The organism is Nostocoides sp. (genome assembly GCF_037045025.1).
Lineage (GTDB): Bacteria > Actinomycetota > Actinomycetes > Actinomycetales > Dermatophilaceae > Nostocoides_A.
On the sequence record NZ_JBAOHM010000011.1, the window covers coordinates 373517 to 398511 of the forward strand.

A 24995-nucleotide genomic window follows, 5' to 3' on the forward strand; every position below is an offset into this window, starting at 1 on the left:
CGCGCGCGGCGTAACCGTGCACGGAAACCGCGGTGAGAGAGGGCAGATCAGCCCGATGACCATGACCGACCCGATCGCGGACATGTTGACCCGCGTCCGGAACGCCAATTCGGCGCACAAGGACGAGGTTTCCATGCCGTTCTCGAACCTCAAGTCGCATATCGCCGAAATCCTCCAGGCCGAGGGCTATATCGCCTCCTGGAAGGTGGAGGACGCCGAGGTCGGCAAGACCTTGACGATCAACCTCAAGTACGGCCCCAACCGGGAGCGCTCGATCGCCGGTCTGCGCCGGGTCAGCAAGCCCGGGCTGCGGGTGTATGCGAAGTCCACCAACCTGCCCAAGGTGCTCGGTGGCCTCGGCATCGCGATCATTTCCACCTCGTCCGGCCTGCTCACCGACAAGCAGGCGGCCAGCAAGGGTGTGGGCGGGGAAGTCCTCGCCTACATCTGGTAGGAGCACCGCATGTCTCGAATCGGACGCCTTCCCGTCGCCATCCCGAGCGGCGTGAACATCACGATCGACGGTCGAACCGTCACGGTCAAGGGCCCCAAGGGCGAGCTGTCCCATGTCGTCGCCGAGCCGATCACGGTCGCCCAGGGCGATAACGGCCTCGAGGTCAGCCGCCCCGACGACGAGCGGCTCTCCCGGTCGTTGCACGGGCTGACCCGCACGCTGATCAACAATATGGTCCTCGGCGTCACCCAGGGCTATGAGAAGAAGCTCGAGATCGTCGGCACCGGCTACCGGGTGATGGCCCGCGGCTCCAACCTGGAGTTCGCGCTCGGCTACAGCCACCCGATCACCATCGAGCCGCCCAAGGGCATCACCTTCGCCGTGGAGAACCAGACCCACTTTTCGGTGCAAGGCATCGACAAGCAGCTGGTCGGCGAGGTCGCCGCCAACATCCGCAAGCTGCGCAAACCCGACCCCTACAAGGGCAAGGGTGTCCGCTACGCGGGCGAGCAGATTCGCCGCAAGGCCGGCAAGGCCGGGAAGAAGTAGTCATGGCAATGATCGTCAAGCGCGGCGCCTCCAAGGCCGCTGCCCGTGGCCGGCGGCACGCCCGCGTCCGCAAGCATGTCGTCGGCACCACCGAGCGTCCCCGTCTGGTCGTGACCCGCAGCGCCCGGCACATCGTCGTCCAGGTGGTCGACGACTCCGCCGGCGCGACGCTGGCCAGTGCCTCCACGATGGAAGCCGGCCTGCGCACGGCCGAGGGCGACAAGAGCGCCAAGGCAAAACAGGTCGGCGAGCTTGTCGCCCAACGCGCCAAGGACGCCGGCATCACCGCCGTCGTCTTCGACCGTGGCGGCAACAAGTACCACGGCCGCATAGCCGCCGTCGCCGACGGCGCCCGCGAAGGAGGCCTGTCGCTATGAACACCCAGTTCCTGAACGCCACCACCTGGATGATGAGGACAATCTGATGCCCGGACCCCAGCGTCGAGGCACCGGCGCCGCCGACCGCGGCGACCGGACCAACGAGCGCGGCGAGCGTCGCGGCCGGGACGGCGACCGCCGCGACGGTCGCCGTGACGCCGCCGAGAAGAGCCAGTATCTCGAGCGCGTCGTGACCATCAACCGGGTCGCCAAGGTCGTCAAGGGTGGCCGTCGGTTCAGCTTCACCGCCCTGGTCGTTGTCGGCGACGGCGACGGCACCGTCGGCGTCGGCTACGGCAAGGCCAAGGAAGTCCCCGCGGCGATCGCCAAGGGCGTAGAGGAGGCCAAGAAGGCCTTCTTCAAGGTTCCGCGGATCCAGGGCACGATCCCGCACCCCGTGCAGGGCGAGGCCGCGGCCGGTGTCGTCATGCTGCGCCCCGCCGCCCCCGGTACCGGGGTCATCGCCGGCGGACCGGTCCGCGCGGTCCTGGAGTGCGCCGGCGTCCACGATGTGTTGTCCAAGAGCCTCGGCTCGGCCAACTCCATCAATATCGTCCATGCGACCGTCGCAGCCTTGAAGGGCCTGGAGCGTCCCGAAGCGGTCGCCGCCCGCCGGGGCCTGCCGCTGGACGAGGTCGCTCCGGCCGCCATGTTGCGCGCCCAGGCCGCCGGGGCAGGTGCGTGATGGCCCGCCTGAAGGTGACCCAGAGCAAGGGCATCGTCGGCGAGAAGCACAGTGCCCGCGAGACTCTGCGCACGCTGAGCCTAAAGCGCATCGGTGATGTCGTCGTCAAGGAAGACCGACCCGAGATCCGGGGCATGGTCCGCACGGTCCGCCACCTGGTGGCCGTCGAGGAGGTTGAGTGAGATGGCCGAGCAGGCCGACTCGGGCACGCACGCCCTGAAGGTGCACCACCTGCGTCCGGCTCCGGGCGCCAAGACCGCCAAGCCCCGCGTCGGTCGGGGTGAGGGCTCCAAGGGCAAGACCGCCGGCCGCGGCACCAAGGGCACCAAGGCCCGCTACCAGGTTCCGGCGAGTTTCGAAGGTGGCTCCACCGCGATCCACATGCGGCTGCCGAAGCTGCGCGGTTTCAAGAACCCGTTCCGGACCACCTATCAGGTCGTCAACCTCGACAAGATCGCGGCGCTCTTCCCCGAGGGCGGGCCGGTCAGCGCCGCCGACCTCGTCGCCAAGGGTGCCGTCCGCGCCGGTTCGCCGGTCAAGGTCCTCGGCACCGGCGAGATCGGTGTGGCCATCCAGTTGAGTGTCGATGCCGCCTCGGCCAGCGCCAAGGACAAGATCGAGGCTGCCGGCGGGAGTGTCACCACCGCCAACTAAGACCCCCACAACTGGGTGCGAGGTGATGTCTGCCGTGCGGTGAGGCCCCGATGGGAACTCACCCCACGGCATACGTCGTTGGCAAGCCAGTGACCTCCCCGGCGGGCACCCGCCGCCGGGAGGTCCGGGGTATGTTTCTCGGGCGAGGGCACACCCGCCCGACCGCATCAAGAACCCGACGGGCCGGCATACCGGACCCGCGTGTGAAGGGGACCAGGTTGCTCACCGCCTTCGGCCGCGCGTTCAAGACGCCCGAGCTGCGCAAGAAGCTGCTGTTCACGCTGTTCATCATCGTGCTCTACCGGTTGGGCTCCCACGTGCCGACCCCGGGTATCAGCTATGGCGCCATCCAGGAGTGCATGAAGAACACCCCGAACACCGGCTTTCTCGGCCTCGCCAACCTCTTCAGCGGTGGGGCGCTGCTGCAGCTGTCGATCTTCGCGCTCGGGATCATGCCCTATATCACCGCGAGCATCATCGTCCAGCTACTCACGGTCGTCATCCCCCGGTTCGAGACCCTCAAGAAGGAGGGGCAGACCGGGCAGGCCAAGATGACGCAGTACACGCGTTATCTGACGATCGGCCTCGCCGTGCTGCAGAGCGCGACCCTGGTCACCTTCGCCCAAAACCCCTCGGCCCTCTTCGGGCCGTCCTGCACCAGCGTCCTCGTCGACGAAGCCATCCCCACCATCTTGATCATGGTCTTGACGATGACCGCCGGCACCGGGCTGATCATGTGGCTCGGTGAGCAGATCACCGACAAGGGCATCGGCAACGGGATGTCGATCCTCATCTTCACCTCGATCGCCGCCCGTTTCCCGGTGTCGCTGTGGCAGATCAAGAAGGAGCAGGGCTGGTTCACCTTCGGGGTCGTCGTCATCTTGGGCTTCTTGATCATCGCCCTGGTCGTCTTCGTCGAGCAGAGCCAGCGCCGCATCCCGGTGCAGTACGCCAAGCGGATGGTCGGCCGGCAGATGTATGGCGGCACCTCGACCTACATCCCGATCAAGGTCAACATGGCCGGCGTCATCCCGGTCATCTTCGCCAGCTCGCTGCTCTCCTTGCCGATGATGCTCGCCCAGTTCAACAGCGACCCGGCCAACCCCGCGGGGTGGGTCACGTGGATCGACCGCTACCTCGCCCGTGGCGACCACCCGATCTACATGATTCTCTACACAGTTCTGATCATCTTCTTCACCTTCTTCTACGTCTCGATTACGTTCAATCCGGAGGAGGTCGCCGACAACATGAAGCGGTACGGCGGGTTCATTCCGGGCATCCGGGCCGGTCGCCCCACGGCCGAGTACCTGCAGTACGTCCTGACCCGGATCACGATCCCCGGCGCTACCTACTTGGCGGTCATCTCCTTGATCCCGCTCTTCGCCTTCAGCATGATCAACGCCGATCAGAACTACTTCCCCTTCGGCGGGACCTCGATCTTGATCATCGTCGGTGTCGGGCTGGAGACCGTCAAACAGATCGAGGCGCAGCTGCAGCAGCGCCACTACGAAGGGTTCCTGAGATAGCCCATGATGCGGATGATCATCTTCGGCCCGCCAGGTGCGGGGAAGGGCACGCAGGCGCGACGCATCGCCGAGCGCTACGGCATACCAGCCATCTCGACCGGAGAGATCTTCCGGTCCAACATCAAGAACGAGACCGCCCTCGGGCTGCAGGTCAAGGAGATCCTCGCCACCGGCGGCTACGTCAACGACGACATCACCAACGCCATCGTCGCCGACCGGCTCGCGCAGGAGGATTGCGCCCCGGGCTTCCTCCTGGACGGCTATCCCCGGACGGCCGAGCAGGTGGATGCGCTCGATGTCGAACTCGCCGCCCGCAGCAACGAGCTTGATGCCGTCCTCGAGCTGACCGTCGATGACGAGGAGGTCGTCGGCCGGCTGCTCAAGCGCGCCGAGATCGAGAACCGCATCGACGACACCGAGGAGGTCATCCGGGAGCGGATGGCCATCTATCACCGCGAGACCCAGCCGCTGGCGGCGATGTATGCCGCGCGCGGCCTGCTCGTGCAGGTCGATGGGCTCGGCGACATCGACGACGTGAGTCTGCGTATCGGTGAGGCGCTCGACGGGCGCGTGCGCTGACGCGCGTGGGTATGTTCGCGAGGGAACGGATCAAGGCCAAGGACCTTGCCGACGTGCGCGCCATGCGCCCGGCGGGTCTGCTGGTCGCCCAATGCCTCGCGGCCCTGCACGCGGCGGCGGTCCCGGGCCGCACCACCGGTGAGTTGGACGATTTGGCCGAAGCGTTCATCCGCGAGCGCGGCGGCCGTCCGTCGTTCGCGGAGGTGCCCGGCTACCGGCATACGTTGTGCACCTCGGTGAACGAGCAGATTGTCCACGGGATCCCCGGTGACCGCGTGCTCGAGCGTGGCGACCTGCTCTCGATCGACTGCGGCGCGATCATCGACGGGTGGCACGGCGACGCGGCGATCTCCCTCATTGTCGGCGGTCGCGAGATTGGTGAGCCCGCGGACGTCGAGTTGATGGACGCCACCTTGGACTCGTTGTGGGCCGGCATCGGCGCGCTCGAGGTGGGCCGGGGACTCTATGAGGTCGGCGCCGCTATCGAAGCCTCGATCGAGGAATCCGGCGCGCAGGACGGACGGACATACGGCATCGTCGAGGACTACGTGGGGCACGGCATCGGCCGCGAGATGCACATGGAGCCCAATGTCCCCAACTACCGGGTCAAGGGCAAAGGGCCGACGGTCAAGAACGCAACCACCGTGGCGATCGAGCCGATGGTCACCCTTGGCGACCAGGCCAACGAGGTGCTCGCCGACGAGTGGACGGTGGTGACCCTCGACCGGGCGCGGGCCTGCCACTGGGAGCACACCGTGGCCGCGCACTCCGGCGGGCTGTGGGTGCTCACGGCACTGGATGGTGGCGCCTCCCGGCTGGGGCCCAAGTTCGCCCCGCTCGGCGACTGACCACGGCGACGCAGCCCTCCTGGCCCTAGGCTGGCGCTTCAGGAGGCTAGTCATGAAGCTCGATGTCACAGCGATTCTGGGGCCCACCGAGGTCGGCGGGTTCGTCCAGCGCGCCGAGGCAGCGGGTGTGGACGGGTTGATGCTCGCCGAGATGCAGCACGAGGTCTTCGTCGGGCTGACGGTGGCCGCGCTCGCGAGCACGCGGTTGGAGCTGACCAGCGGGGTCGCGATTGCGCTGGCGCGCAGCCCGATGGTGCTCGCCCAGCAGGCGTGGGACATCCAACGGCTGTCCGGCGGGCGGTTGCGGATCGGGCTTGGCTCGCAGGTCAAGGCGCACATCACCAGCCGGTTCGGGATGACATGGGACAAGCCGGCCGCGCAGATGCGCGAGTTCGTCCAGGCGGTGCGGGCGATCTGGACGTGCTGGCAGGATGACGTCCCGTTGCGCTTCGCCGGCCGCTACTATCGGCACTGGCTGATGACCCCGGCATTCAATCCCGGGCCGATCCCGCAGGGCCCGCCGCCGATACTGCTCGCCGGCGTCGGCAAGCTGATGATCCGGGTGGCCGCCGAGACCGCGGACGGGCTGATCACCCACCCGCTGACCAGCCTCGCCTATCTGGACGACGTCATCCGGCCGGCGATCGCCCGCCGGCGCCCGGACGGCGCCGGGCCGTTCGAACTGTGCACTCAGGTGATGGTCGCCACCGGCCGCACGGCTGATGAGGTGGCGACCAATCGCGCGGCTGTTGCCCGGCAGATCGCCTTCTATGCCTCAACTCCGGCCTATCGCGGGGTGCTGGACCACCACGGCCTCGGCGGCTTCGGCGAGGAGGCGGGCCGGCTCGCGCGCGATGGTCAGTGGGAGGCGATGGGCGAGCTGGTCACCGACGACATCTTCGACCTCTTCGCCATCAGCGGCGACCCGGACAGTGCCGGCCGCGCGCTGCTCGAGCGCTGCTCCGGGCGAGTGGACCGGATCGGCGTCAATCTGCCCGGGGCCGTCGCTCCCGACGTCGCCCTCGACGTGGTGGCTGCGGCGCGGCGCCAAGCCGGCTGAGGGCCCGCAACGGAATCTTCCGTCTCGCGGGAGCGTTGACGCACGCGATCGGCATACCCGAAGAGAAGGACGCTCGTCATGGCCACCCGCACCGTCACCGCCGCGGACATCCAATCCACCGTCACCGACAACGACATCGTGCTGCTCGACTTCTGGGCCAGCTGGTGCGGCCCGTGCCGGGGCTTCGCCCCGGTCTTCGAGGAGGCCTCGAGCAAGCACCCGGACATCGTCTTCGGCAAAATCGACACCGAAGCCGAGCAGGCCCTGGCCGGGCAGCTGCGGATCACCTCGATCCCGACGTTGATGGCCTTCCGCGAGGGCATCCTGGTCTTCAACCAGGCCGGCGCCCTCCCGGCCGCAGGGCTGGAGCAGGTCATCGAGGGCGTCAAGGGCCTGGACATGGAGCAGGTCCGCAGCCAGCTGGTCCCGGCCGACCAGGCCTGATCCAACCCACGGTGACCCGCAGCAAAACGCCCGTCGCCGGAGACAACCGTTAACCGTGCGCCGGACGTCTACTCGCCGTAGAGTTCGCTCACGGGGAGGGGCAGGTCATGGATGTGCGGGCGAGGCGAGCCGATCTGGTGCTGCGTGCCCGCCGAGGCGCCGGGCCAGGCTACCGGCGCATCAAACGCGAGTGGCAGTGGCGCCGCTGCGGCGCCGATCTCAACCTGACCACCGCCACAAGCAGCGATTTCCCGTATGCCGTGATGCGGCATACGACACCCATGTTGCGCCAGCTGCACGGATTGCCGATGCAGCTGCAGCACAACAAGATCACAAACCTCCGGCTCGCAGCCGCGCCGTTGGACGGCCGGGTGCTAGCACCCGGGCAACGCCTGTCCTTCTGGAAGTTCGTCGGGAACCCCTCCGCCCGGCGCGGCTTCCTTGACGGGGTCGTTCTGGACGACGGTGTGCTGCGGGCCGGAGTTGGCGGCGGGCTGTGCCAACTGACCAATTTGCTTTACTGGATGACGATTCACACTCCGCTGACCGTGGTCGAGCGATGGCGGCATACCTATGATGTCTTCCCCGACAACAACCGCACCCAGCCGTTCGCTTCAGGTGCGACCTGCGCCTATCCCGCGCTCGACCTGCAGATCGAGAACCGCACCGACGCGACCTTCCGGCTCGGGCTGAGCGTGGGGGAGAGCGACCTGAGCGGCGAGTGGCGCAGCAACCGGGAGCCGCGGCATACCTATCAGGTGTATGAAGCAGTGCACGTGATCACCACCGAGGGCCCGGGGATCTACATGCGCCGCAACATCATCCGGCGTCACGTCATCGACCGCGACGGCATCGAGATCGGCGACGAGCTGGTCAGTGAGAACCACGCCCAGATGATGTATGAACCGTTCCTCCCGCCCGCGCCGGTTCGCGAGGGTATCGGCGGCGGCGCCCGCTGACCTGCGCTGCCCACGCGACTCGGACCACGCTCGCGCCCCCGCGCTCAGCCCGTCAGGTGAGCCGTAGCGACGCCATGACGTCGCTCCGGCTCATGTGACGGGGCCAAGCCGGTCTGGCACGCGGCGTGGCTGGCTCGCCGATTTCGGGTGCGGCATACCGATCCCGTATGATGGAGCGTCGGTCACGTGTGCGCATGCACCCAGTGCATCCCACCGGGGCCGATTTCGTTTGGCCGGTTCCAACCTCAAGCGGGGCCGGTCGCCAACCAGGATTGACGGAGGATATGGCCAAGAAGGACGGGGTCATCGAGGTCGAGGGCACGATCGTCGAGGCGCTCCCCAACGCGATGTTCCGCGTGGAGCTCACCAACGGTCACAAGGTTCTCGCCCACATCTCGGGCAAGATGCGCCAGCACTACATCCGGATCCTCCCCGAGGACCGGGTCGTGGTGGAGTTGAGCCCCTATGACCTGACCCGTGGGCGCATCGTCTTCCGCTACCGCTGATGCAAGACCCGGGGGCCAGCACGACGCCCGGGACGCCGATCGAGAAAAGACCGAGGCAATGAAGGTTCAGCCGAGCGTCAAGAAGATCTGCGACAAGTGCAAGGTGATCCGCCGCAACGGGCGGGTCATGGTGATCTGCGACAACCTGCGCCACAAGCAGCGCCAGGGCTGAGCACCGGCACGAGCCGCAGCCGATTCGAGACCGACAACTACACAAGACACGCAGCACCCGACCCCCGCATTCGGCGGGACGTCACCCCCGGCCCGGAGGCCGGGGACGGGAGCGCACGGCATACCAGAACAGCCGTGAACAACGCGACCGACCGGCGCTGCACCCACACCTCCGGAAAACAGCAAAGGAATGCTGCTAGATGGCACGACTCGTAGGAGTCGACCTGCCGCGCGAGAAGCGCGTCGAGGTCGCCCTGACCTACATCTTCGGGGTGGGTCGCACCCAGTCCAAGAAAGCGCTCGAGGCGACGGGTGTCGACCCGTCCATCCGCGTCAAGGACCTCGTCGACGACCAGCTCGTCGCCCTGCGTGACTACCTCGAAGGCAACGTCCAGATCGAAGGTGACCTCCGCCGCGAGATCGCCGCCGACATCCGCCGCAAGCAGGAGATCGGCTCGTATGAGGGGCTGCGCCACCGCCGCGGCCTGCCGGTGCGCGGTCAGCGCACCAAGACCAACGCCCGCACCCGCAAGGGCCCCAAGCGCACCGTCGCTGGCAAGAAGAAGGCTGGTAAGTAATGCCTCCCAAGGCTCGCGCCGGCGCCAAGGTGCGCCGCAAGGTCAAGAAGAACGTCGCCGTGGGTCAGGCCCACATCAAGTCGACGTTCAACAACACGATCATCTCGATCACCGACCCCACTGGCGCGGTGATCTCGTGGGCCTCGGCCGGCCAGGTCGGTTTCAAGGGCTCGCGCAAATCCACCCCGTATGCCGCGCAGATGGCCGCCGAGGCCTGCGCACGCCGGGCGATGGAGCACGGCATGCGCAAGGTCGACGTCTTCGTCAAGGGCCCCGGCTCCGGGCGTGAGACCGCAATCCGTTCGCTCACCGCCGCCGGGTTGGAGGTCGGTGCCATCTCCGATGTCACCCCCAGTCCGCACAACGGTGTCCGCCAGCCCAAGCGCCGCCGCGTCTGAGCCCGAACGGAGAGTCTGACTAGTTATGGCCCGCTACACCGGCCCGATCACCAAGAAGTCCCGCCGCTACAAGCTCGACCTGGTCGGCGGCGACCGCGGCTTCGAGCTGCGTCCGTTCCCGCCCGGGCAGCACGGCCGCCGCCGCATCCAGGAGAAGGAATACCTCACCCAGCTTCAGGAGAAGCAGCGCGCCCGGTTCACCTATGGCGTCATGGAAAAGCAGTTCCGCCGCTACTACGAAGAGGCGGCCACCCGCCCCGGCAAGACCGGTAGCAACCTGCTGACCATCCTCGAATCCCGGCTCGACAATGTCGTCTACCGCGCCGGCCTGGCCCGCACCCGCCGCCAGGCGCGGCAGCTGGTCACCCACGGCCACTTCGAGGTGGGCGGCGTGCGCGTTGACGTCCCGTCCTACCGCGTCGAGCAGTACGACATCATCACGATCCGCAAGCAGTCCATCGAGTCCTTCCCGTTCCAGCTGGCGCGGGAGACCTTCGGCGAGCGCCCGGTCCCGGCCTGGATGCAGGTCGTCCCCGGCAGCCTGCAGATCCTCATCCACCAGCTGCCCGTCCGCGAGCAGATCGACACCCCGCTCACCGAGCAGCTGATCGTCGAGTTGTACTCGAAGAACTGACCGACCCACTCGCCCGGCCCCTGGGTCGCGGCGGTGGCGGCGGTGGCGTGACGCAACTTCTGCTAGCAGCAGTTAGTCGACCTCCCCCTAGGTTGCTAGCTATTGGGAGGCTAGCAACTTCTGCTAGCAGAGGTTGCTCACGCCGACCCGAGCCGGACATACCGAGGTTCGGCTCGGCATACGTGATCGTCAAATAGCGGTCGATCGCGAGAAAGAAGAAAACAGTGCTGATCGCACAGCGTCCCGTCCTCTCCGAGGAGGTCGTGGCCGACAACCGGTCCCGGTTCGTCATCGAGCCCCTCGAGCCCGGATTTGGCTACACCCTCGGCAACTCCCTGCGCCGCACGCTCCTGTCGAGCATCCCCGGCGCCTCCGTGACCAGCTTGCGCATCGACGGCGTGCTGCACGAGTTCTCCACGATCCCCGGGGTCAAGGAGGATGTCACCGAGATCATCCTCAACGTCAAGGCCCTGGTCGTCTCCTCCGAGGAGGACGAGCCGGTCGTCATGTACCTGCGCAAGCAGGGGGCCGGCGCCGTGACCGCGGCCGACATCGCTCCGCCGGCCGGGGTGGAGATCCACAACCCCGACCTGCACATCGCCACGCTCAACGACAAGGGCAAGCTGGAGATGGAGCTGACCGTCGAGCGCGGCCGCGGCTACGTCTCGGCCCAGCAGAACAAGACCGGCGACCAGGAGATCGGCCGCATCCCGGTCGACTCGATCTACAGCCCGGTGCTTGCCGTCACCTACAAGGTCGAGGCCACCCGGGTCGAGCAGCGCACCGACTTCGACAAGCTGATCGTCGACGTCGAGACCAAGAACTCGATGGCCCCGCGCGACGCGATGGCCTCCGCCGGCAAGACGCTCGTCGAGCTGTTCGGCCTGGCGCGCGAGCTCAACGTCGAGGCCGAGGGCATCGACATGGGCCCCTCGCCGACCGACGCCGCCCTGGCGGCCGACCTGGCGCTGCCGATCGAGGACCTCGACCTGACCGTGCGGTCATACAACTGCTTGAAGCGCGAAGGCATTCACACCGTCGGCGAACTCGTCGGCCGCAGCGAGGCCGACCTGCTCGACATCCGCAACTTCGGCACCAAGTCCATCGACGAGGTCAAGGCCAAGCTGCACGGCATGGGCCTGGCCCTGAAAGACAGCCCTCCCGGGTTCGACCCCGGCGCCCTGTCCGACGGCTACGACGACTTCGACGAGGACGACGACTTGTCCTTCGCCGAGGATGAGCAGCTCTGAGACACCCCACGAAGTTCTAGGAGACATCAATGCCTTCCCCTACCAAGGGTCCCCGCCTGGGCGGCGGCCCGGCTCATGAGCGGCTGATCCTCGCCAACCTCGCGACGGCGCTGTTCGAGCACGACTCGATCACGACCACCGAGGCCAAGGCCAAGCGGGTGCGTCCGCTCGCCGAGCGGTTGATCACCTTCGCCAAGCGCGGCGACCTGCACGCGCGCCGCCGGGTGATGACCGTGGTCCGCGACAAGAACGTCGTCCACCGCCTGTTCGTTGAGATCGCCCCCGACATGGCCGAGCGGCCCGGCGGCTACACCCGGATCACCAAGATCTCCCCCCGCAAGGGCGACAACGCGCCGATGGCAATCATCGAACTCGTCCGCGAGCCGGTGACGGCCAAGCCGAAGCGGGCCGCCGTGGCCGAGGCCGAGGGTGCGACCAAGCGCGCGGCCAAGGAGCGGGGTGCCGAAGAGCCGGCGGCCACGACGCCCGTGGCCGATTCCGGTATGGCCGCCGCCGTTCCCCCCGCGCAGGCGGAGGACGCCGGCGCCGAGGTTGCCGACCTGACCACCGCCGAGCCGGTCGCCGCGACCGCGGCAGCCGGCCTGGCCGTCGTGGCCGACTCCGGCGAGCTGGCTGAGGAGTCGGCCGAGCAGTCAGCCGAGAAGCAGGAGCAGGAGCAGCCGGCCGCGGTCGAATTGCCCGCGGCCGCGGTCGCCGCCACCGCGGACGGCTCTCCTCCCGAGGGCTACCCGGTCAAGGGCAATGCCGACTCCGGGCTCTACCACGTCGAGGGCTCGCAGTGGTATGACGCCACCGAGGCCGAGTTCTGGTTCGAGGACGCCGCTGCTGCCGAAGCTGCAGGCTTCAAGCCAGCCGGCGGCCCTGAGAAGCAGCGCGTTGACGACGACGCCTGAGCCGGTCTAAGGATCAGCGAGGTCGAGAGTGCACGACTTGCCGTAATGGCACCGCCATTACGGCAAGTCGTGCACTCTCAATGGGGATCGTCTAGCTCCAGCAAGTCAGCAGATTCGGGGCAACTGCTCGCCAAGGGGCAGGTCGACGACCCGGGTGCCGCCGATGGCGGTCCGGGCGACGACGATCCCGGGATGCTCGGCCGTCGTATGACCGATCGCGACCGACTGAGCGCCGACGGCCACCGAGCGCATGGCCGCCAGCGCGGTCTCCGCCTCGCCGGCACGAACTATGGCCACCAGGCGACCTTCGTTGGCGACATACAGAGGATCGAGCCCGAGGATCCCGCAGGCGGCCCGGACGGGCTCGAGCACGGGCACCGCGTCGTCGCGGATCTCGATCCCGCAGCCGGAGGCGGCGGCCAGCTCGTTCAGGACGGCCGCGACCCCACCGCGAGTGCAGTCCCGCATGACGGCGACCTCGGCGCCGCAGCCAAGCAGCGCCGCAGTCAATTCATGCAGGGGCGCGGTATCGCTGACGATCTCGGACTCGAACTCCAGCCCATCCCGGACCGACAGCACCGCGACCCCATGGGCCGCGATGGGACCGGACAGGAGGACGACGTCGTCGGGCTGGATCCGCTTCGGCCCCAGCATGATCCCGTCCGGGATCACGCCGACGCCGGCGGTCGTCACATAGAGACCGTCGCCGCGCCCGCGTTCGACGACCTTCGTGTCGCCGGCGACGATTGACACCCCCGCCGCGCGGGCCGCCGCGCCCATCGTCTCGACGACGATCCCGAGCTCCGCGACGGGCAAGCCCTCCTCGAGGATCAGCGCCGCGGACAGCGCCAGCGGACGCGCACCACCGACCGCGAGATCGTTGACGGTGCCGTTGACGGCGAGGTCGCCAATGTTGCCGCCGGGGAAGAAGCGCGGGTGAACGACATACGCATCCGTGGTGAAGGCGAGCCGAGCACCAAGCACGCCGAGGACGGCGGCGTCCCCCAACTCCTCGAGCACGCCATCGAGTGGCCCGCCACGGAATGCGGGCAGGCACAAGTGCTCGACCAGCTCGGCAGTCAGCCGTCCGCCGCCGCCGTGCCCGAGGACGACTGCCGGATAGTCGCGCAGCGGCATCGGGCAGGACCACGCGGCCGGATTGGGAGGCGTGGTGGCAGTCATCGCGCCACCTCGAGTCGCCGGAACTGATGGTATGCCGCGCACGCTCCTTCCGCGGACACCATCGGCGCCCCGAGTGGGCTGCGCGGAGTGCAGGCCGTCCCGAAGGCGGCGCACTCGGTCGGCTTGATCAGCCCCTGGAGCACCTCTCCCGCACGGCATTCCGCCGGCTCGCTCGCGCCGATGCCCGTGACGTCGAACCGCGCTGCGGCGTCGTAGCTGGCATACGCGGGCGCCAGCCGCCACCCCGACCCGGGGATCACCCCGATCCCGCGCCACGCCCGGTCGCAGACGGCGAAGACTTCCGCCACCACCTCCCGGGCACGCGGGTTGCCGTCCGGGGCGACCACCCGGGCATACGCGTTCTCGACCTCGTGCCGGCCGGCTTCGAGCTGGGCGACGGTCCGGCGGATGCCCTCGAGAATGTCGAGCGGCTCGAAACCGGTCACGACGATCGGCACCCGGTAGCGCCCGGCCAGCGGCCCATACTCGGCCAAGCCCATCACCGTGCACACGTGCCCGGCGGCGAGGAATCCCTGCACCCGGCAGGCCGTGCTGTCCATGATCGCCGCGATCGCCGGCGGCACCAGCACGTGCGAGACCAGGACGGAGAAGTTGGGTATGCCACGCTGCGCCGCCAGCCGGACCGCCATCGCGTTTGCCGGTGCGGTCGTCTCGAAACCGATGGCGAAGAACACGATTTCCCGGTCGGGGTTCTCGCTCGCCAGCCGGACCGCGTCGAGGGGGGAGTAGACGACGCGGACATCACCGCCCGTGGCGCGCACTCCGAAGAGGTCGGTGGCCGACCCGGGGACCCGCAGCATGTCGCCGAAGGAGCAGAAGATCACCTCGGGTCGCGCCGCGATGGCCAGAGCCTGGTCGATCGCGGCCAGCGGGGTGACGCACACCGGGCAGCCGGGGCCGTGGACGAGCTCGACCTCGGCGGGCAGCAGCTGGTCGATCCCGTTGCGGATGATGCTGTGCGTCTGGCCACCGCAGACCTCCATCAGGGTCCATGGCCGGGTGACGCTGGCGGCGATCTGCGCGAGCAGTCTGCGGGCGAGGGCGCCGTCCTGAAACTCCTTGACGTACTTCACCCCGCGCCCCCCGGCTCCTCGATGGCGCCCAGTTCCTCCTCCAGCGACCCGAGTTCGCGAAACGCCGCCAGCGACGCGAGCGCCGACTCCTCGTCTACCACCGAGAGGGCGAACCCGACGTGCACCAGGACATAGTCGCCCTCGGCCGCCTCGGGCACGTACTCGGTGCACACCTCCTTGACGACCCCGCCGAAGTCGACCCGCGCCATGGCGACGCCATCGGCGCTCCGCGTGGACACCACCCGGCCGGGCACGCTCAGACACATGGGGTGCTCCTGTCCTGTCCGCCGGTGGGCTGGGAGACGATTCTTGCACCGCCGGCCGCAGCGACGGCCGCCTGACCGAGCGCCAGGCCCCCGTCGTTCGGCGGCACCCGCCGGTGGACGAGGACGCGAAATCCCCGGGCGCGCAAGGCATCGACGCAATCCCGGACCAGCACGGCGTTGGCGAAGACCCCGCCGGTCAGCCCGACGGCACGCACATCGGTGTCGGCCACGATCCGGTGCGTGGCTTCGGCGACCGAGTCCGCCAACGCCCGGTGGAAAGCCCGGGCCGATGCACCTGCGGGTATGCCGTTCCGCCGGTCCGCGACCGCCTGCGCCACCCACGGACGCGGATCGAGGACGATCCCGTCCGGGTCGTCGTGGACGCTCACGCTCCAGCCCGGCACCGGGTCGGCCGTCGTATGCGGCTCCGCCCAGGCGGCCGCACATGCTTCGAGTTCGATGGCCGCCTGGGCCTCGTAGTCGATGGCGTGCCGGACGTCGAGGAGCGAGGCGATCGCGTCGAACAGCCGCCCGGCACTCGTCGTCGGGGTGCAGTGCGAGCCGGTGGCGAGCATCCGACAAAGCACGCGAATATCGCTGTCTGGCAACGCGTTCCCACTCGCCGTGCCCTCGACGCTCAGGCCCGCGGCGGCGAGATGTGCCAGCGCGGTTCGGGCCGGATGCCGGATCGCGGCGTCGCCACCGGGCAAGGAGACCGGGCGTAGGTGACCGACCCGGCGGACCGCGGCATACGACCCGAGCAGGAACTCCCCACCCCAGATCGTGCCGTCGTCGCCGTAGCCGGTCCCGTCGAAGACGATCCCGAGCACCGGCTCGTCCGGGGAGATCCGGTGCTCGGCGAGCAGCGCGGCGACGTGGGCGTGGTGATGCTGGACGTCCGCGTGCGGCACCCCGAGCCGGGACGCGTGCTGCGCCGCCCAGCGACGGGAGAGGTATGCCGGGTGGCGGTCGCTGATGACCATCTCGGGCCGGACCCGCTGCAGTGCTGCCAGCGTCGACGCCGTCCGGTCGAGCATGGCGAGGGTCGCCAGGTTCTCGGTGTCCCCGACGTGCTGGCTGAGCCAGGCCTGACCCGCGGCGGCGACGCAGACCGTCGTCTTCAGCTCCCCGCCGACCGCGAGCAGCGGGAGCGCCGGGACCGGCAGCGGCAAGGGAGCGGGGGCGATGCCGCGGCTGCGCCGCACCGGCTGCATGCCGTCGGAGCCGACCCGGACCACGGAGTCGTCGCACGCGACATGGATGCGGCGGTCGTGGTGGCAGAAGGCGTCGGCGATGCCGGCAAGACGGTCCTCGGCCTCGCCGGCGTCAATGCAGATCGGTTCGTCCGCGAGGTTGCCGCTCGTCATGACCAGCGGCCAGGGCGCGCCGGCGTCGGCGAGGAGATGGTGCAGCGGCGTGTAGGGGAGCATGACCCCGACCGTCCCGGTGCCCGGGGCGACCCGGTCGGCCAGGTCCCGCTCCCGGGCGGCGGCGACGACGATCGGGCGGCTGGAGCCGGTCAGGGCCCGCGTAGCTTCCTCGCTAACCGCCGCGATCTGCTGGGCCGCAAGGAGATCGGGCACCATGACCGCCATCGGCTTGCCGCCGCGGCGCTTGCGCTCGCGCAGCCGGTCCACGGCCGCCGGGTCGCCGGCCGCGCAGACCAGGTGGTAGCCGCCGATGCCCTTGACCGCCACGATCCGTCCGGCCTGCAGCAGCCGCACGAGGTCAGCGACCGGAATCGACAGCCGCGGCCCACAGTCACCGCACGCGGTGGGCTGGGCGTGGAAGCGCCGGCTCGCCGGATCGGCATACTCGACCTGGCAGGCGGCGCACAGCGGGAAGTCCGCCATCGTCGTGTTGACCCGGTCGTAGGGCAGCCGGGTCGTCATCGAGTACCGCGGACCGCAGTTCGTGCACGCGATGAACGGGTAGCCGAAGCGTCGGTCCGCCGGGTCGCGTAGCTCGCGCAGGCAGTCGTCGCACACCGCCGTGTCCGGCGGAATCGACGTCACGCCGGCACTGCGGCCGGAGGCAGCGATCACGAATCCCTTCTGCACCAAGGGATTCGGGTCGATCACGGACACCGACACGCTCTCGACCCGCGCCAGCCGCGGCGCCTCCGACGCGAGCCGGCGATGCAGCTCGGCCAGCGCATGCGGATCGCCCTGGGCCTCGAGGACGACGCCCCCAGGGTCGTTTCCGACATACCCGACCAGCCCGAGCCGGCCGGCGAGCGCCACGGCGAACGGGCGGAACCCGACGCCCTGCACGGTCCCCGTCACCCGGATCCGGACCCGCTCGGTGACGGGTTGCTCTGGTGTCATCTGCCTCGGGTCACCCCGGGCCGGGCTCGTCGTGCGGGCACTACCCCCGTCAGCCAGTCCAGCCAGGCTCTCACCCCGTCCCCCGTGCGGGCGCTCAGCTGCAGAACGCGGGCATCGGGATTGACCCGGCGCAGGTTGCCCTCGAACAGATCAACGTCAAGGTCGAGATGGGGAAGCAGGTCGATCTTGTTGACCAGCACGAGCTCGACGCTGCGGAACATCACCGGGTACTTCAACGGCTTGTCCTCGCCCTCGGTGACCGCGCTGATCATCACCCGGTGATGGGCGCCCGTGTCGAACTCCGCCGGGCAGACGAGATTGCCGACATTCTCGATGAGGACCAGGTCGAGGGCGGCCAGGTCGAGCCCGGACAGGCCCCGGGCCACCATCGGTGCATCGAGATGGCATTCACCCCCGAACCCGGCGCTGGTGTTGACGAGGGCGACCTGGGCCGCGTCGGCCGCCAGCCGGTCCGCGTCGAGCGAGGTCTCGATGTCGCCTTCCACGACACCCGCGCGAATCCCTTTCTCGCGCAACGTGCGCAAGGTTGTCGCGAGGAGCGTTGTCTTGCCGGCCCCGGGGGAGGACATGAGGTTGACGCAGGTGACGCCCGCCGCATCCAGGGCGGCTCGATTCGCCGCGGCGGCCCGGGCGTTCTCGCCGAGGATGTCCTGCAGCACGCTGATCCGTTGCCCGCCGGTCCGGTATGCCGAGTGGTCGCCCGCCGTTGTCGGCTGCCGGTCTTCGTGGACCTGCGCGGTGCCGTCGTGGTGACTTGTCGACCCGCCGTCGTGGAGATGCGTCGTGCCGTCGTTGTGGATGTGGAACCTACCCACGCCGCCTCGCCCCCGCCCCGGCCGCCTCCGGACACGCCTCGTCGGCATACCCACCCGCTGCGGCCCCACCGACGTCGTCGGCGAGTTCGATGGCCACGACCTCCAATTCGGTGCCGCCCCGGAGCACCAGGTCGACGCCGCCGCAGCCACCGCATTCGAGGTCCAGGACGGACTCGACCGTCGTGTGGGCGGCGCAGGTGCGGCATACCCCCTGGGCGGGGACCACCTCACACCGCAACCGGGACCCGGCGAGCGCGCCGCGAGCACTGACCGCCTCCCAGCACGCCACCAGCGACTCCGGGACGACCTGACGCAGGGAGCCGATGCGCACGTCGACCCAGGCCACCGCCGCGCCCGCGGCGGCGCGCTCGACGATGGCATGGATGGACTCGCACAGAGCCAGCTCGTGCATCCGTACACGATCGCACGATCGCCCGGCGCAGCCCGTGGCCGGTGACCGATCTCGCATTCCGACCCGTAGCGATGGCCGCATCCGGGGCCTAACGTGGCTGCCAGGACCCGCCGGCGCAGCCGGGGCCGAAACACCCGAGGCGATCGCCGGCCACGACCAAGGCTGGTGTTCCATGAGCGCCGACGTAGACGGCATCCTCGAGAGCTACGGCCGCGACCGCTCCCGGCTGCTCGACATGCTGTGGCGGGTGCAGGACGCCTGTGGCTACATCCCCGACGACGCCGTGGCCGAGCTGGGCGCCGGCCTCGGCCTCTCCCCGGTCGAGGTGCGGGCCACCGCGAACTACTACCACTTCTTCCACGACCGCCCCGCCGGCCGGCACCGGATCTATCTCGCCGACACCGTCGTGGCCAAGATGGCCGGCTATGACGCGGTCCTGGACGCGCTCACGCGGCATACGGGCGCGGCGCTCGGCGAGGTCGACCCGAGCGGCGAGTTCGGGCTGTTCACGACCCCGTGCATCGGCCTGTCCGACCAGGAGCCGGCGATGCTCGTCGATAAGGTCGTGTTCACCCGGCTGCGCCCCGGGAAGGTCGCCGACATCATCGAGCAGCTGCGTGGCGGCCGCAGCGCCGAGCAGATCGCCAATCCGGCGGACCTGCCACGAACCGACCTGGCCTACGTCGAGACCCTGGTCGAGTCCAATGTCCGCACCCGCGGTCCGGTGCATTTCGGCGCCCAGCCGGACCATCGCGCCCTCGTGCGCGCGTGCTTCGTCCAGCCTCCCGAGCAGGTGACCGAGCTGATCACCGAGGCCCGCCTGCGCGGACGCGGTGGCGCCGGCTTCCTCACCGGGCTGAAGTGGCAGCTGTGCACGGCGGCGGCGGGTGAGCGCAAGTACGTTATCTGCAACGCCGACGAGGGCGAACCGGGAACCTTCAAGGACCGGGTGCTGCTCACCCGGGCACCCAAGCAGGTCTTCGTCGGCATGATCATCTGCGCCTACGCGATCGGCAGTTCCAGCGGCATCGTCTACCTGCGCGCCGAGTACTGGTACCTCAAGGACTACCTCGAGGCGCAACTGCAGCAGCTGCGCGACGACGGCCTGCTCGGTCACGACATCGGCGGGCGGCGCGGGTTCGACTTCGACATCCGCATCCAGATGGGCGCCGGATCGTATGTCTGCGGGGAGGAGTCGGCGCTGATCGAGTCCTGCGAGGGCCGGCGTGGCTCGCCGCGGGTCAAGCCGCCGTTCCCGGCCCAGAAGGGCTACCGCGGCCAGCCGACGTGCATCGACAACGTCGAGTCGTTCGCCTGCATCACCCGGATCGTCGAACGCGGGCCGGAGTGGTTCACCACCTTCGGCACCGAGGAGTCCACCGGGACCCGATTGGTCTCCGTCGCCGGCGACTGCAGCCGGCCCGGGGTCTACGAGATCCCCTGGGGCACCACCGTGCGGACCATGCTCGACCAGGCGGGCGCCGCCCACGCGTGGGCGGTCCAGGTCAGCGGCCCGTCGGGTGAGTGCGTCAACGTCGCCGACGAAGGGAGCCGGCGGCTCGCCTACGAGGACCTGTCGTGCAATGGGGCGATGACGGTGTTCGGGCCGGGACGCGACCTGCTCGGGATCGTGCGCGACTACCTGCAGTTTTTCGTCGGCGAGTCGTGCGGGATCTGCGTGCCGTGCCGGGTCGGCAATGTCGCCCTGCTGGACAAGCTCGACCTCGTCATCGGCGGCCGCGCCGAGCAGCGCGACTTGGACGACCTCGTGCGCTGGGGAGCCATCGTGCGCTCGATGAGCCGGTGTGGCCTCGGCGGCACCTCACCCAAGCCGATCCTCACCACCTTGGCGAAGTTCCCGCAGCTGTATGCCGGCCGGCTCGCCACCCAGCGCGGCCCCCTCCTCGCGTCCTTTGACCTGGCTGCGGCGCTGGGCGCCGCCGAACCTTCGACCACGGGAGCGTGACGCGATGGGCGTCCAGATGAGCATCGACGAGACGGCGATCGTCGCCACCGAGGGCCAGACCGTCGTCGAGGCCGCCGCCGAGCATGGCGTCTACATCCCGACGCTGTGCTCCATGCCCCACCAGGACAGCGTCGGCACCTGCCGCGTGTGCTCGGTCAAGATCAACGGCCACGTCATGGCGGCGTGCACCGTCCGGGTCCGGCCCGGGATGGTCGTCGAGGTCGACTCACCCGAACTGGCCGACATGCGCCGGGCCGTGCTCGAACTGCTCTTCGTCGAAGGCAACCACAACTGCCCGAGCTGCGAGAAGAGTGGGCGCTGCCAGTTGCAGGCCGTCGCCTACGAGAGCGGGATGACGGTGGCCCGGTTCCCCTATCGGTATCCCGTCCGCGAAGTGGACCACACCTCGAGCACGATCTGGCTCGAACGCGACCGGTGCATCCTCTGCCAGCGCTGCGTCGAGCTCATTTGCGACGACGCCACCGGGCAGCGGGTCTTTTCGATCAGCCGTCGCGGCCCGCAGGCCCGGATCGAGATCGACACCGCTCTCGCCGATGCCATGTCCGAGGAGGCGGTCGAGCGGGCGGGCGACATCTGTCCGGTCGGGTCCATCCTTCCCAAGGGGGTCGGGCACGACACCCCGATCGGCGATCGCCGCTTCGAGGTCGAGTCGGTGCGGAAGTGGTCGATGACGTCATGAGCGGCGAACCCGGCGCCATCGCCTCCCACGAGCTCCCGCGCACGCCGCTGCCCGAGGCGCAAGCCGCCCTGCGCCGCGACAAGATCAAGATCGCGACGATCTCGCTGTGCGGCTGCTGGGGCTGCAACCTCTCGATCCTCGACTGCGACGAGCGCATCCTCGGGCTGCTCGACAAGGTGACGATCACCCGCTCCTCCTTCACCGACATCAAACGCATTCCCGAGCGGTGCGCCGTCGGCCTCGTCGAGGGCGGCGTCGCCAACGAGGAGAACATCGAGACCCTGGCCCACTTCCGCGAGAACTGCGACATCCTCATCTCCGTCGGCGCCTGTGCCGTATGGGGCGGGGTCCCGTCGCTGCGCAACACCCTCCCGCTCGCCGACGTGCTCCGTGAGGCGTATGTCGACTCGGTGACCGCCGTGGCGGGCGCGCCCGCCATCGTTCCCGCGCACCCGGATTTGCCGCGGCTGACCGTCAAGGTCTTCCCCTGTCACGAGGTCGTCCACATGGACTACTTCCTCCCCGGCTGCCCGCCGAGCGGGGATGCGGTCTTCACGGTCCTCGACGATTTGGCTTCCGGCCGGCCGGTCGACCTCCCGACCTCCTTGACCAAGTTCGATTGAGCGAGACAGGAATCCCGATGGGACGCAAGATCGTCATCGACCCGGTGACCCGCATCGAGGGTCATGGCAAGGTCGTCGTCAACCTCGACGACGCCAACCATGTGATCGACGCTCGGCTGCACGTCGTCGAGTTCCGCGGCTACGAACGCTTCGTGCAGGGCCATCCCTACTGGGAGGCTCCCGTTCTGCTGCAACGGATCTGCGGGATCTGCTTCGTCAGCCACCACCTCGCCGGCGCCAAGACGCTCGACGACATCATCGGGTCGCGGATCGGCAGCGACTACGCCATCGGCCCGACGGCGGAGAAGATGCGCCGCCTGGGGCACTACGCGCAGATGCTGCAGTCGCACGCGACGGCCTACTTCTATCTCGTTGTGCCGGAGATGCTTTTCGGGATGGACGCCCCGCCCGAGCAGCGCAACGTCCTCGGCCTCATCGAGGCCGACCCGTCCCTGGTGCGCCGCGTCGTCGCCCTGCGCAAGTGGGGCCAAGAACTCATCCAGGCGGTGTTCGGCAAGCGGATGCACGGGCTGCTCGCGGTCCCTGGCGGGGTCCAGAAGTGCCTGACCGTCGATGAGCGGGACCGGTTCGTCAATGGCGACGACACGATCCCCTCCCTGGCCCAGGTGATGGAGTATGCCGCCGACGGACTCGAGCTGTTCCGCCGCTTCCACGCCGAGCACCGCGACGAGGTCGACACCTTCGCCCCGGTGCCGGCCCTGTCGATGTGCCTCGTCGGCGATGATGGGGTTGTCGACTACTACCACGGCAGGATTCGCGTCGTCGACCAGGACAAGCGGGTCGTCGAGGAGTTCGACTACCACGACTACCTCGACCACATCGCCGAGGCCGTCGAACCGTGGAGCTACATGAAGTTCCCGTTCCTCAAGCGGCTCGGACGGCAGGCCGGCTCGGTGCGGGTCGGCTCACTGGCGCGGCTCAACGTCAGCCCGACGATGAGCACCAAGCACGCTGCCGACGCGGCCGAGGAGTTCCACGCCTACACCGGCGGTCGCGCCAACGACAAGACCCTGCACACGAATTGGGCGCGCACCATCGAGATCGTCCACGCCGCCGAGGTGATCGAGCAACTCTTGCACGACCCGGACATCCTGCGTCACGACGCCCTCGTGGCCAGCCCACCCGAGCGGGCGTGGACGGGTGAGGGGATCGGCGTGGTGGAGGCGCCCCGCGGCACGCTCCTGCACCACTACCGGGCCGACCGCGAAGGCCCGGTCACCTTCGCCAATCTCATCGTCGCCACGACCCAGAACAACGAGGTCCTCAACCGCACCGTCGCCGCGGTCGCCGAGCAGTACCTCGACGGGTGCGCCGACATCACCGAGGGCATGATGAACGCCGTCGAGGTGGGCATCCGGGCATACGACCCCTGCCTAAGCTGTGCCACGCACGCGCTCGGTCAGATGCCGTTGGTCGTCTCCGTCCACGGCCCGGACGGGGCCCTGCTCGCCGAACGAGCCCGGTCGTGACCGCGCTGCTCGACCTGGTCGGCGAGGCCGATTGTCTGGTCTATGGCATCGGCAATGAGGGCCGCGAGGACGACGGCCTCGGCTGGGCCTTCGTCGAGGACCTCGAGCGCGGCGGCGCCGGGCAGGCGCAGTTGCTGCGGCGCTATCAGCTCGCCCTCGAGGACGCCGACCTGATCGGGCGGATGCGGCGGGTGCTCTTTGTCGACAGCACCAAGGATCCGGTCGTTCCCTCGTATGCCGTCACTCGCCCGAAGCCGCGGCTGGACTTCACCTTCACCTCGCACGCGCTATCCGTTCCCGCCCTGCTGGCCACCTGCCGGATCTGCTGCGAGCGCACGCCCGAGGTGTGGCTGCTCGCGATCCGCGGCTACCAGTGGGACCTGAAGGTGGGCCTGAGCGCGGGGGCCGGCCGCAATCTCGACGCGGCGCTGACCTTCGCCCGCTCGCCCGATCCCATCCCCACGTCCCACCCGGCCCCGACTGGAGGAGTCCGATGACCGACCAGCACAACGACATCGCCGCCGCGATCCACGACGCCCCGATCGGATCCTTCGTCGGCCGTCGCGGAGCGGAGGTTCTCGCTGCCTTCGCCGGCGAGCAGACGGCGATGCGGGCGGGGGAGTTTCTCTTCCACGAGGGCGACTACGCCTCGACGTTCTACATCGTCATCTCGGGGCAGCTGGCCTTCGTCAAGAAGGCCACCGCCAAGCGTCCCCAGCTGGTGCTGCACGTCCTTGAGAAGGGCGACCTGGTCGGGGAGCTCAGCTTCATCGACGGCCACCAGTACACCCTCAGTTGCGCCGCCCTCGGCGACGCCGTCGTGCTCTCCTTCAAGGTCGGCGATCTCTCGCAGCTGGTCGAGGAGCACCCCCGGGTGATCTACGACTTCATGCGCGCGATCATCGCTCGGGTCCACCAGACACGGGCCTCGATCAGCCGCCAGCATCTGGAACTGGCCGACTACATCGCCACCGGCGGGAAGCGGCAATAGCTATCGGCCGGCCACCGGTGGCGGCGCCCAGGGCGCCGCGACTGGATCACGGCGCGAAGAGCGCCGCGACGAAGTAGTCCTCGCCTGGCCGGGTCAAGGTGGTCGTCGAGATGCGGGACATGGTGTCGAGTTGGTAGGTCTGAACCAGCGGGCGGGGGAAATCCTCGTTGAGGATGCCCAGAAGGAATAGCCGGTCGTTCGTCACCTGAAGATCCACAGGTGGACACCGACCCGGCCGACGGCCTGCCCTTCCTCGTCGCCACCGGGTTGTCCGAGGACGACGCGGTGGCCCTCTGGCAGTCGGTCATCGCCTTCGTGCTCGGTTATGCCACCTTCGCCTCCGAGGCCATCATCGGCGACGTCGACTACTTGCCTGTGAGCTTGGCGAGACGAATGCGACGCTGGGACAGGGCGACCGCTCGGCGCGCTCTGCAGGCGCGGCTCGCGGCATACGACATCGGCCAAGACCGCAACGGAGAGGATTTCCACGGTCGCTGACTCGGCCCTCCAACTGGCCGAGCA

At 68.9% G+C, this 24995-nt stretch carries 33 protein-coding genes; 26 read left to right on the forward strand and 7 right to left on the reverse strand.

Annotated elements, in window-relative coordinates:
- Positions 1-55: 55 nt before the first annotated feature.
- From rpsH to rplQ, 19 genes are all read left to right on the forward strand, one after another.
- Positions 56-454, forward strand: coding sequence for a 30S ribosomal protein S8 (gene rpsH, locus V9G19_RS12895; RefSeq protein WP_462285812.1), 399 nt, complete (start codon positions 56-58; stop codon positions 452-454).
- A 9-nt stretch (positions 455-463) separates the two neighbouring features.
- A complete protein-coding gene (gene rplF, locus V9G19_RS12900; RefSeq protein WP_462285813.1) occupies positions 464-1003 on the forward strand; it encodes a 50S ribosomal protein L6 in 540 nt (179 codons plus the stop codon).
- Between the two features lie 2 nt (positions 1004-1005).
- Complete coding sequence (gene rplR, locus V9G19_RS12905) at positions 1006-1380, forward strand: 50S ribosomal protein L18 (protein WP_462285814.1); 375 nt, start codon at positions 1006-1008, stop codon at positions 1378-1380.
- 46 nt (positions 1381-1426) lie between these two features.
- On the forward strand, positions 1427-2065 hold the full coding sequence (gene rpsE / locus V9G19_RS12910; protein ID WP_462285815.1) for a 30S ribosomal protein S5: 639 nt from the start codon (positions 1427-1429) through the stop codon (positions 2063-2065).
- Complete coding sequence (rpmD, locus tag V9G19_RS12915) at positions 2065-2247, forward strand: 50S ribosomal protein L30 (protein WP_462285816.1); 183 nt, start codon at positions 2065-2067, stop codon at positions 2245-2247. Before rpsE ends, rpmD begins: the two co-directional genes overlap by 1 nt.
- 1 nt (position 2248) lies before the next feature.
- Entirely contained in the window at positions 2249-2719 is a 471-nt protein-coding gene (gene rplO, locus V9G19_RS12920; RefSeq protein WP_462285817.1) for a 50S ribosomal protein L15, read from the forward strand.
- A 218-nt stretch (positions 2720-2937) separates the two neighbouring features.
- Positions 2938-4245 (forward strand): preprotein translocase subunit SecY, encoded by a 1308-nt coding sequence (gene secY, locus V9G19_RS12925; protein ID WP_462286239.1) that lies wholly within the window; start codon positions 2938-2940, stop codon positions 4243-4245.
- 6 nt (positions 4246-4251) lie between these two features.
- Positions 4252-4824, forward strand: a complete 573-nt coding sequence (locus V9G19_RS12930; RefSeq protein ID WP_462286240.1) for an adenylate kinase — start codon at positions 4252-4254, stop codon at positions 4822-4824.
- A gap of 11 nt (positions 4825-4835) precedes the next feature.
- Positions 4836-5672, forward strand: a complete 837-nt coding sequence (map, locus tag V9G19_RS12935; protein ID WP_462285818.1) for a type I methionyl aminopeptidase — start codon at positions 4836-4838, stop codon at positions 5670-5672.
- A gap of 52 nt (positions 5673-5724) precedes the next feature.
- Positions 5725-6732 (forward strand): TIGR03617 family F420-dependent LLM class oxidoreductase, encoded by a 1008-nt coding sequence (locus V9G19_RS12940; RefSeq protein ID WP_462285819.1) that lies wholly within the window; start codon positions 5725-5727, stop codon positions 6730-6732.
- A gap of 78 nt (positions 6733-6810) precedes the next feature.
- Positions 6811-7176, forward strand: coding sequence for a thioredoxin (gene trxA / locus V9G19_RS12945; protein ID WP_462285820.1), 366 nt, complete (start codon positions 6811-6813; stop codon positions 7174-7176).
- Positions 7177-7283: 107 nt separating this feature from the next.
- Positions 7284-8135 carry a VanW family protein gene (locus V9G19_RS12950; protein WP_462285821.1) on the forward strand — a complete coding sequence of 284 codons (852 nt, stop codon included), beginning with the start codon at positions 7284-7286 and terminating at the stop codon, positions 8133-8135.
- Positions 8136-8419: 284 nt separating this feature from the next.
- Positions 8420-8641 (forward strand): translation initiation factor IF-1, encoded by a 222-nt coding sequence (infA, locus tag V9G19_RS12955; protein ID WP_048549119.1) that lies wholly within the window; start codon positions 8420-8422, stop codon positions 8639-8641.
- Positions 8642-8699: 58 nt separating this feature from the next.
- Positions 8700-8813, forward strand: coding sequence for a 50S ribosomal protein L36 (rpmJ, locus tag V9G19_RS12960; protein ID WP_007928044.1), 114 nt, complete (start codon positions 8700-8702; stop codon positions 8811-8813).
- Between the two features lie 199 nt (positions 8814-9012).
- The gene (gene rpsM, locus V9G19_RS12965; RefSeq protein WP_462285822.1) at positions 9013-9390 is read left to right on the forward strand and encodes a 30S ribosomal protein S13; all 378 of its coding nucleotides are present in this window, start codon (positions 9013-9015) and stop codon (positions 9388-9390) included.
- Entirely contained in the window at positions 9390-9788 is a 399-nt protein-coding gene (gene rpsK, locus V9G19_RS12970; RefSeq protein WP_462285823.1) for a 30S ribosomal protein S11, read from the forward strand. The genes rpsM and rpsK overlap by 1 nt, the downstream gene beginning before the upstream one ends.
- 25 nt (positions 9789-9813) lie before the next feature.
- Positions 9814-10422, forward strand: coding sequence for a 30S ribosomal protein S4 (gene rpsD / locus V9G19_RS12975; protein ID WP_462285824.1), 609 nt, complete (start codon positions 9814-9816; stop codon positions 10420-10422).
- Positions 10423-10646: 224 nt separating this feature from the next.
- Complete coding sequence (locus V9G19_RS12980; protein ID WP_462285825.1) at positions 10647-11672, forward strand: DNA-directed RNA polymerase subunit alpha; 1026 nt, start codon at positions 10647-10649, stop codon at positions 11670-11672.
- A gap of 29 nt (positions 11673-11701) precedes the next feature.
- Positions 11702-12586, forward strand: a complete 885-nt coding sequence (gene rplQ / locus V9G19_RS12985; protein WP_462285826.1) for a 50S ribosomal protein L17 — start codon at positions 11702-11704, stop codon at positions 12584-12586.
- Between the two features lie 105 nt (positions 12587-12691).
- On the opposite strand, the gene hypE is transcribed toward rplQ, so the two are convergent.
- Genes hypE through V9G19_RS13015 form a run of 6 tightly spaced genes read right to left on the reverse strand, consistent with a single transcriptional unit; the run spans position 12692 to position 18703 of the window.
- The gene (hypE, locus tag V9G19_RS12990) at positions 12692-13768 is read right to left on the reverse strand and encodes a hydrogenase expression/formation protein HypE (RefSeq protein ID WP_462285827.1); all 1077 of its coding nucleotides are present in this window, start codon (positions 13766-13768) and stop codon (positions 12692-12694) included.
- Positions 13765-14862: a hydrogenase formation protein HypD gene (hypD, locus tag V9G19_RS12995; RefSeq protein WP_462285828.1), complete on the reverse strand. Its 1098-nt coding sequence runs from the start codon at positions 14860-14862 to the stop codon at positions 13765-13767. The genes hypE and hypD overlap by 4 nt, the downstream gene beginning before the upstream one ends.
- The gene (locus tag V9G19_RS13000) at positions 14859-15128 is read right to left on the reverse strand and encodes a HypC/HybG/HupF family hydrogenase formation chaperone (protein WP_462285829.1); all 270 of its coding nucleotides are present in this window, start codon (positions 15126-15128) and stop codon (positions 14859-14861) included. Before V9G19_RS13000 ends, hypD begins: the two co-directional genes overlap by 4 nt.
- Positions 15119-17455 carry a carbamoyltransferase HypF gene (gene hypF / locus V9G19_RS13005; protein WP_462285830.1) on the reverse strand — a complete coding sequence of 779 codons (2337 nt, stop codon included), beginning with the start codon at positions 17453-17455 and terminating at the stop codon, positions 15119-15121. The genes V9G19_RS13000 and hypF overlap by 10 nt, the downstream gene beginning before the upstream one ends.
- Positions 17452-18291 carry a hydrogenase nickel incorporation protein HypB gene (gene hypB, locus V9G19_RS13010; protein WP_462285831.1) on the reverse strand — a complete coding sequence of 280 codons (840 nt, stop codon included), beginning with the start codon at positions 18289-18291 and terminating at the stop codon, positions 17452-17454. The genes hypF and hypB overlap by 4 nt, the downstream gene beginning before the upstream one ends.
- On the reverse strand, positions 18284-18703 hold the full coding sequence (locus V9G19_RS13015) for a hydrogenase maturation nickel metallochaperone HypA (protein WP_462285832.1): 420 nt from the start codon (positions 18701-18703) through the stop codon (positions 18284-18286). The genes hypB and V9G19_RS13015 overlap by 8 nt, the downstream gene beginning before the upstream one ends.
- A gap of 172 nt (positions 18704-18875) precedes the next feature.
- Here V9G19_RS13015 and V9G19_RS13020 point away from each other — a divergent pair, with 172 nt between their 5' ends.
- Genes V9G19_RS13020 through V9G19_RS13045 form a run of 6 tightly spaced genes read left to right on the forward strand, consistent with a single transcriptional unit; the run spans position 18876 to position 24473 of the window.
- Entirely contained in the window at positions 18876-20669 is a 1794-nt protein-coding gene (locus V9G19_RS13020; RefSeq protein ID WP_462285833.1) for an NAD(P)H-dependent oxidoreductase subunit E, read from the forward strand.
- A 4-nt stretch (positions 20670-20673) separates the two neighbouring features.
- Positions 20674-21369 (forward strand): 2Fe-2S iron-sulfur cluster-binding protein, encoded by a 696-nt coding sequence (locus V9G19_RS13025; RefSeq protein ID WP_462285834.1) that lies wholly within the window; start codon positions 20674-20676, stop codon positions 21367-21369.
- Positions 21366-21992, forward strand: coding sequence for an NADH-quinone oxidoreductase subunit B family protein (locus V9G19_RS13030; protein WP_462285835.1), 627 nt, complete (start codon positions 21366-21368; stop codon positions 21990-21992). The genes V9G19_RS13025 and V9G19_RS13030 overlap by 4 nt, the downstream gene beginning before the upstream one ends.
- A 17-nt stretch (positions 21993-22009) precedes the next feature.
- Positions 22010-23482, forward strand: coding sequence for a Ni/Fe hydrogenase subunit alpha (locus tag V9G19_RS13035; protein WP_462285836.1), 1473 nt, complete (start codon positions 22010-22012; stop codon positions 23480-23482).
- On the forward strand, positions 23479-23979 hold the full coding sequence (locus tag V9G19_RS13040) for a hydrogenase maturation protease (protein WP_462285837.1): 501 nt from the start codon (positions 23479-23481) through the stop codon (positions 23977-23979). The genes V9G19_RS13035 and V9G19_RS13040 overlap by 4 nt, the downstream gene beginning before the upstream one ends.
- Positions 23976-24473 carry a Crp/Fnr family transcriptional regulator gene (locus tag V9G19_RS13045; protein WP_462285838.1) on the forward strand — a complete coding sequence of 166 codons (498 nt, stop codon included), beginning with the start codon at positions 23976-23978 and terminating at the stop codon, positions 24471-24473. The genes V9G19_RS13040 and V9G19_RS13045 overlap by 4 nt, the downstream gene beginning before the upstream one ends.
- A 46-nt stretch (positions 24474-24519) precedes the next feature.
- On the opposite strand, the gene V9G19_RS13050 is transcribed toward V9G19_RS13045, so the two are convergent.
- A complete protein-coding gene (locus V9G19_RS13050) occupies positions 24520-24678 on the reverse strand; it encodes a hypothetical protein (protein WP_462285839.1) in 159 nt (52 codons plus the stop codon).
- 14 nt (positions 24679-24692) lie between these two features.
- Here V9G19_RS13050 and V9G19_RS13055 point away from each other — a divergent pair, with 14 nt between their 5' ends.
- Positions 24693-24971 carry a hypothetical protein gene (locus V9G19_RS13055; protein WP_462285840.1) on the forward strand — a complete coding sequence of 93 codons (279 nt, stop codon included), beginning with the start codon at positions 24693-24695 and terminating at the stop codon, positions 24969-24971.
- Positions 24972-24995: the final 24 nt, after the last annotated feature.

What these genes read in the sequence shown, in the direction of transcription:
- rpsH (WP_462285812.1), top strand. Translation starts at nt 56, where the DNA reads ATGACCATGACCGACCCGATCGCGGACATGTTGACCCGCGTCCGGAAC.
- rplF (WP_462285813.1), top strand. Translation starts at nt 464, where the DNA reads ATGTCTCGAATCGGACGCCTTCCCGTCGCCATCCCGAGCGGCGTGAAC.
- rplR (WP_462285814.1), top strand. Translation starts at nt 1,006, where the DNA reads ATGGCAATGATCGTCAAGCGCGGCGCCTCCAAGGCCGCTGCCCGTGGC.
- rpsE (WP_462285815.1), top strand. Translation starts at nt 1,427, where the DNA reads ATGCCCGGACCCCAGCGTCGAGGCACCGGCGCCGCCGACCGCGGCGAC.
- rpmD (WP_462285816.1), top strand. Translation starts at nt 2,065, where the DNA reads ATGGCCCGCCTGAAGGTGACCCAGAGCAAGGGCATCGTCGGCGAGAAG.
- rplO (WP_462285817.1), top strand. Translation starts at nt 2,249, where the DNA reads ATGGCCGAGCAGGCCGACTCGGGCACGCACGCCCTGAAGGTGCACCAC.
- V9G19_RS12930 (WP_462286240.1), top strand. Translation starts at nt 4,252, where the DNA reads ATGCGGATGATCATCTTCGGCCCGCCAGGTGCGGGGAAGGGCACGCAG.
- map (WP_462285818.1), top strand. Translation starts at nt 4,836, where the DNA reads ATGTTCGCGAGGGAACGGATCAAGGCCAAGGACCTTGCCGACGTGCGC.
- V9G19_RS12940 (WP_462285819.1), top strand. Translation starts at nt 5,725, where the DNA reads ATGAAGCTCGATGTCACAGCGATTCTGGGGCCCACCGAGGTCGGCGGG.
- trxA (WP_462285820.1), top strand. Translation starts at nt 6,811, where the DNA reads ATGGCCACCCGCACCGTCACCGCCGCGGACATCCAATCCACCGTCACC.
- V9G19_RS12950 (WP_462285821.1), top strand. Translation starts at nt 7,284, where the DNA reads ATGGATGTGCGGGCGAGGCGAGCCGATCTGGTGCTGCGTGCCCGCCGA.
- infA (WP_048549119.1), top strand. Translation starts at nt 8,420, where the DNA reads ATGGCCAAGAAGGACGGGGTCATCGAGGTCGAGGGCACGATCGTCGAG.
- rpmJ (WP_007928044.1), top strand. Translation starts at nt 8,700, where the DNA reads ATGAAGGTTCAGCCGAGCGTCAAGAAGATCTGCGACAAGTGCAAGGTG.
- rpsM (WP_462285822.1), top strand. Translation starts at nt 9,013, where the DNA reads ATGGCACGACTCGTAGGAGTCGACCTGCCGCGCGAGAAGCGCGTCGAG.
- rpsK (WP_462285823.1), top strand. Translation starts at nt 9,390, where the DNA reads ATGCCTCCCAAGGCTCGCGCCGGCGCCAAGGTGCGCCGCAAGGTCAAG.
- rpsD (WP_462285824.1), top strand. Translation starts at nt 9,814, where the DNA reads ATGGCCCGCTACACCGGCCCGATCACCAAGAAGTCCCGCCGCTACAAG.
- rplQ (WP_462285826.1), top strand. Translation starts at nt 11,702, where the DNA reads ATGCCTTCCCCTACCAAGGGTCCCCGCCTGGGCGGCGGCCCGGCTCAT.
- hypE (WP_462285827.1), bottom strand. Translation starts at nt 13,768, where the DNA reads ATGACTGCCACCACGCCTCCCAATCCGGCCGCGTGGTCCTGCCCGATG.
- V9G19_RS13000 (WP_462285829.1), bottom strand. Translation starts at nt 15,128, where the DNA reads ATGTGTCTGAGCGTGCCCGGCCGGGTGGTGTCCACGCGGAGCGCCGAT.
- hypF (WP_462285830.1), bottom strand. Translation starts at nt 17,455, where the DNA reads ATGACACCAGAGCAACCCGTCACCGAGCGGGTCCGGATCCGGGTGACG.
- V9G19_RS13015 (WP_462285832.1), bottom strand. Translation starts at nt 18,703, where the DNA reads ATGCACGAGCTGGCTCTGTGCGAGTCCATCCATGCCATCGTCGAGCGC.
- V9G19_RS13020 (WP_462285833.1), top strand. Translation starts at nt 18,876, where the DNA reads ATGAGCGCCGACGTAGACGGCATCCTCGAGAGCTACGGCCGCGACCGC.
- V9G19_RS13025 (WP_462285834.1), top strand. Translation starts at nt 20,674, where the DNA reads ATGGGCGTCCAGATGAGCATCGACGAGACGGCGATCGTCGCCACCGAG.
- V9G19_RS13030 (WP_462285835.1), top strand. Translation starts at nt 21,366, where the DNA reads ATGAGCGGCGAACCCGGCGCCATCGCCTCCCACGAGCTCCCGCGCACG.
- V9G19_RS13035 (WP_462285836.1), top strand. Translation starts at nt 22,010, where the DNA reads ATGGGACGCAAGATCGTCATCGACCCGGTGACCCGCATCGAGGGTCAT.
- V9G19_RS13045 (WP_462285838.1), top strand. Translation starts at nt 23,976, where the DNA reads ATGACCGACCAGCACAACGACATCGCCGCCGCGATCCACGACGCCCCG.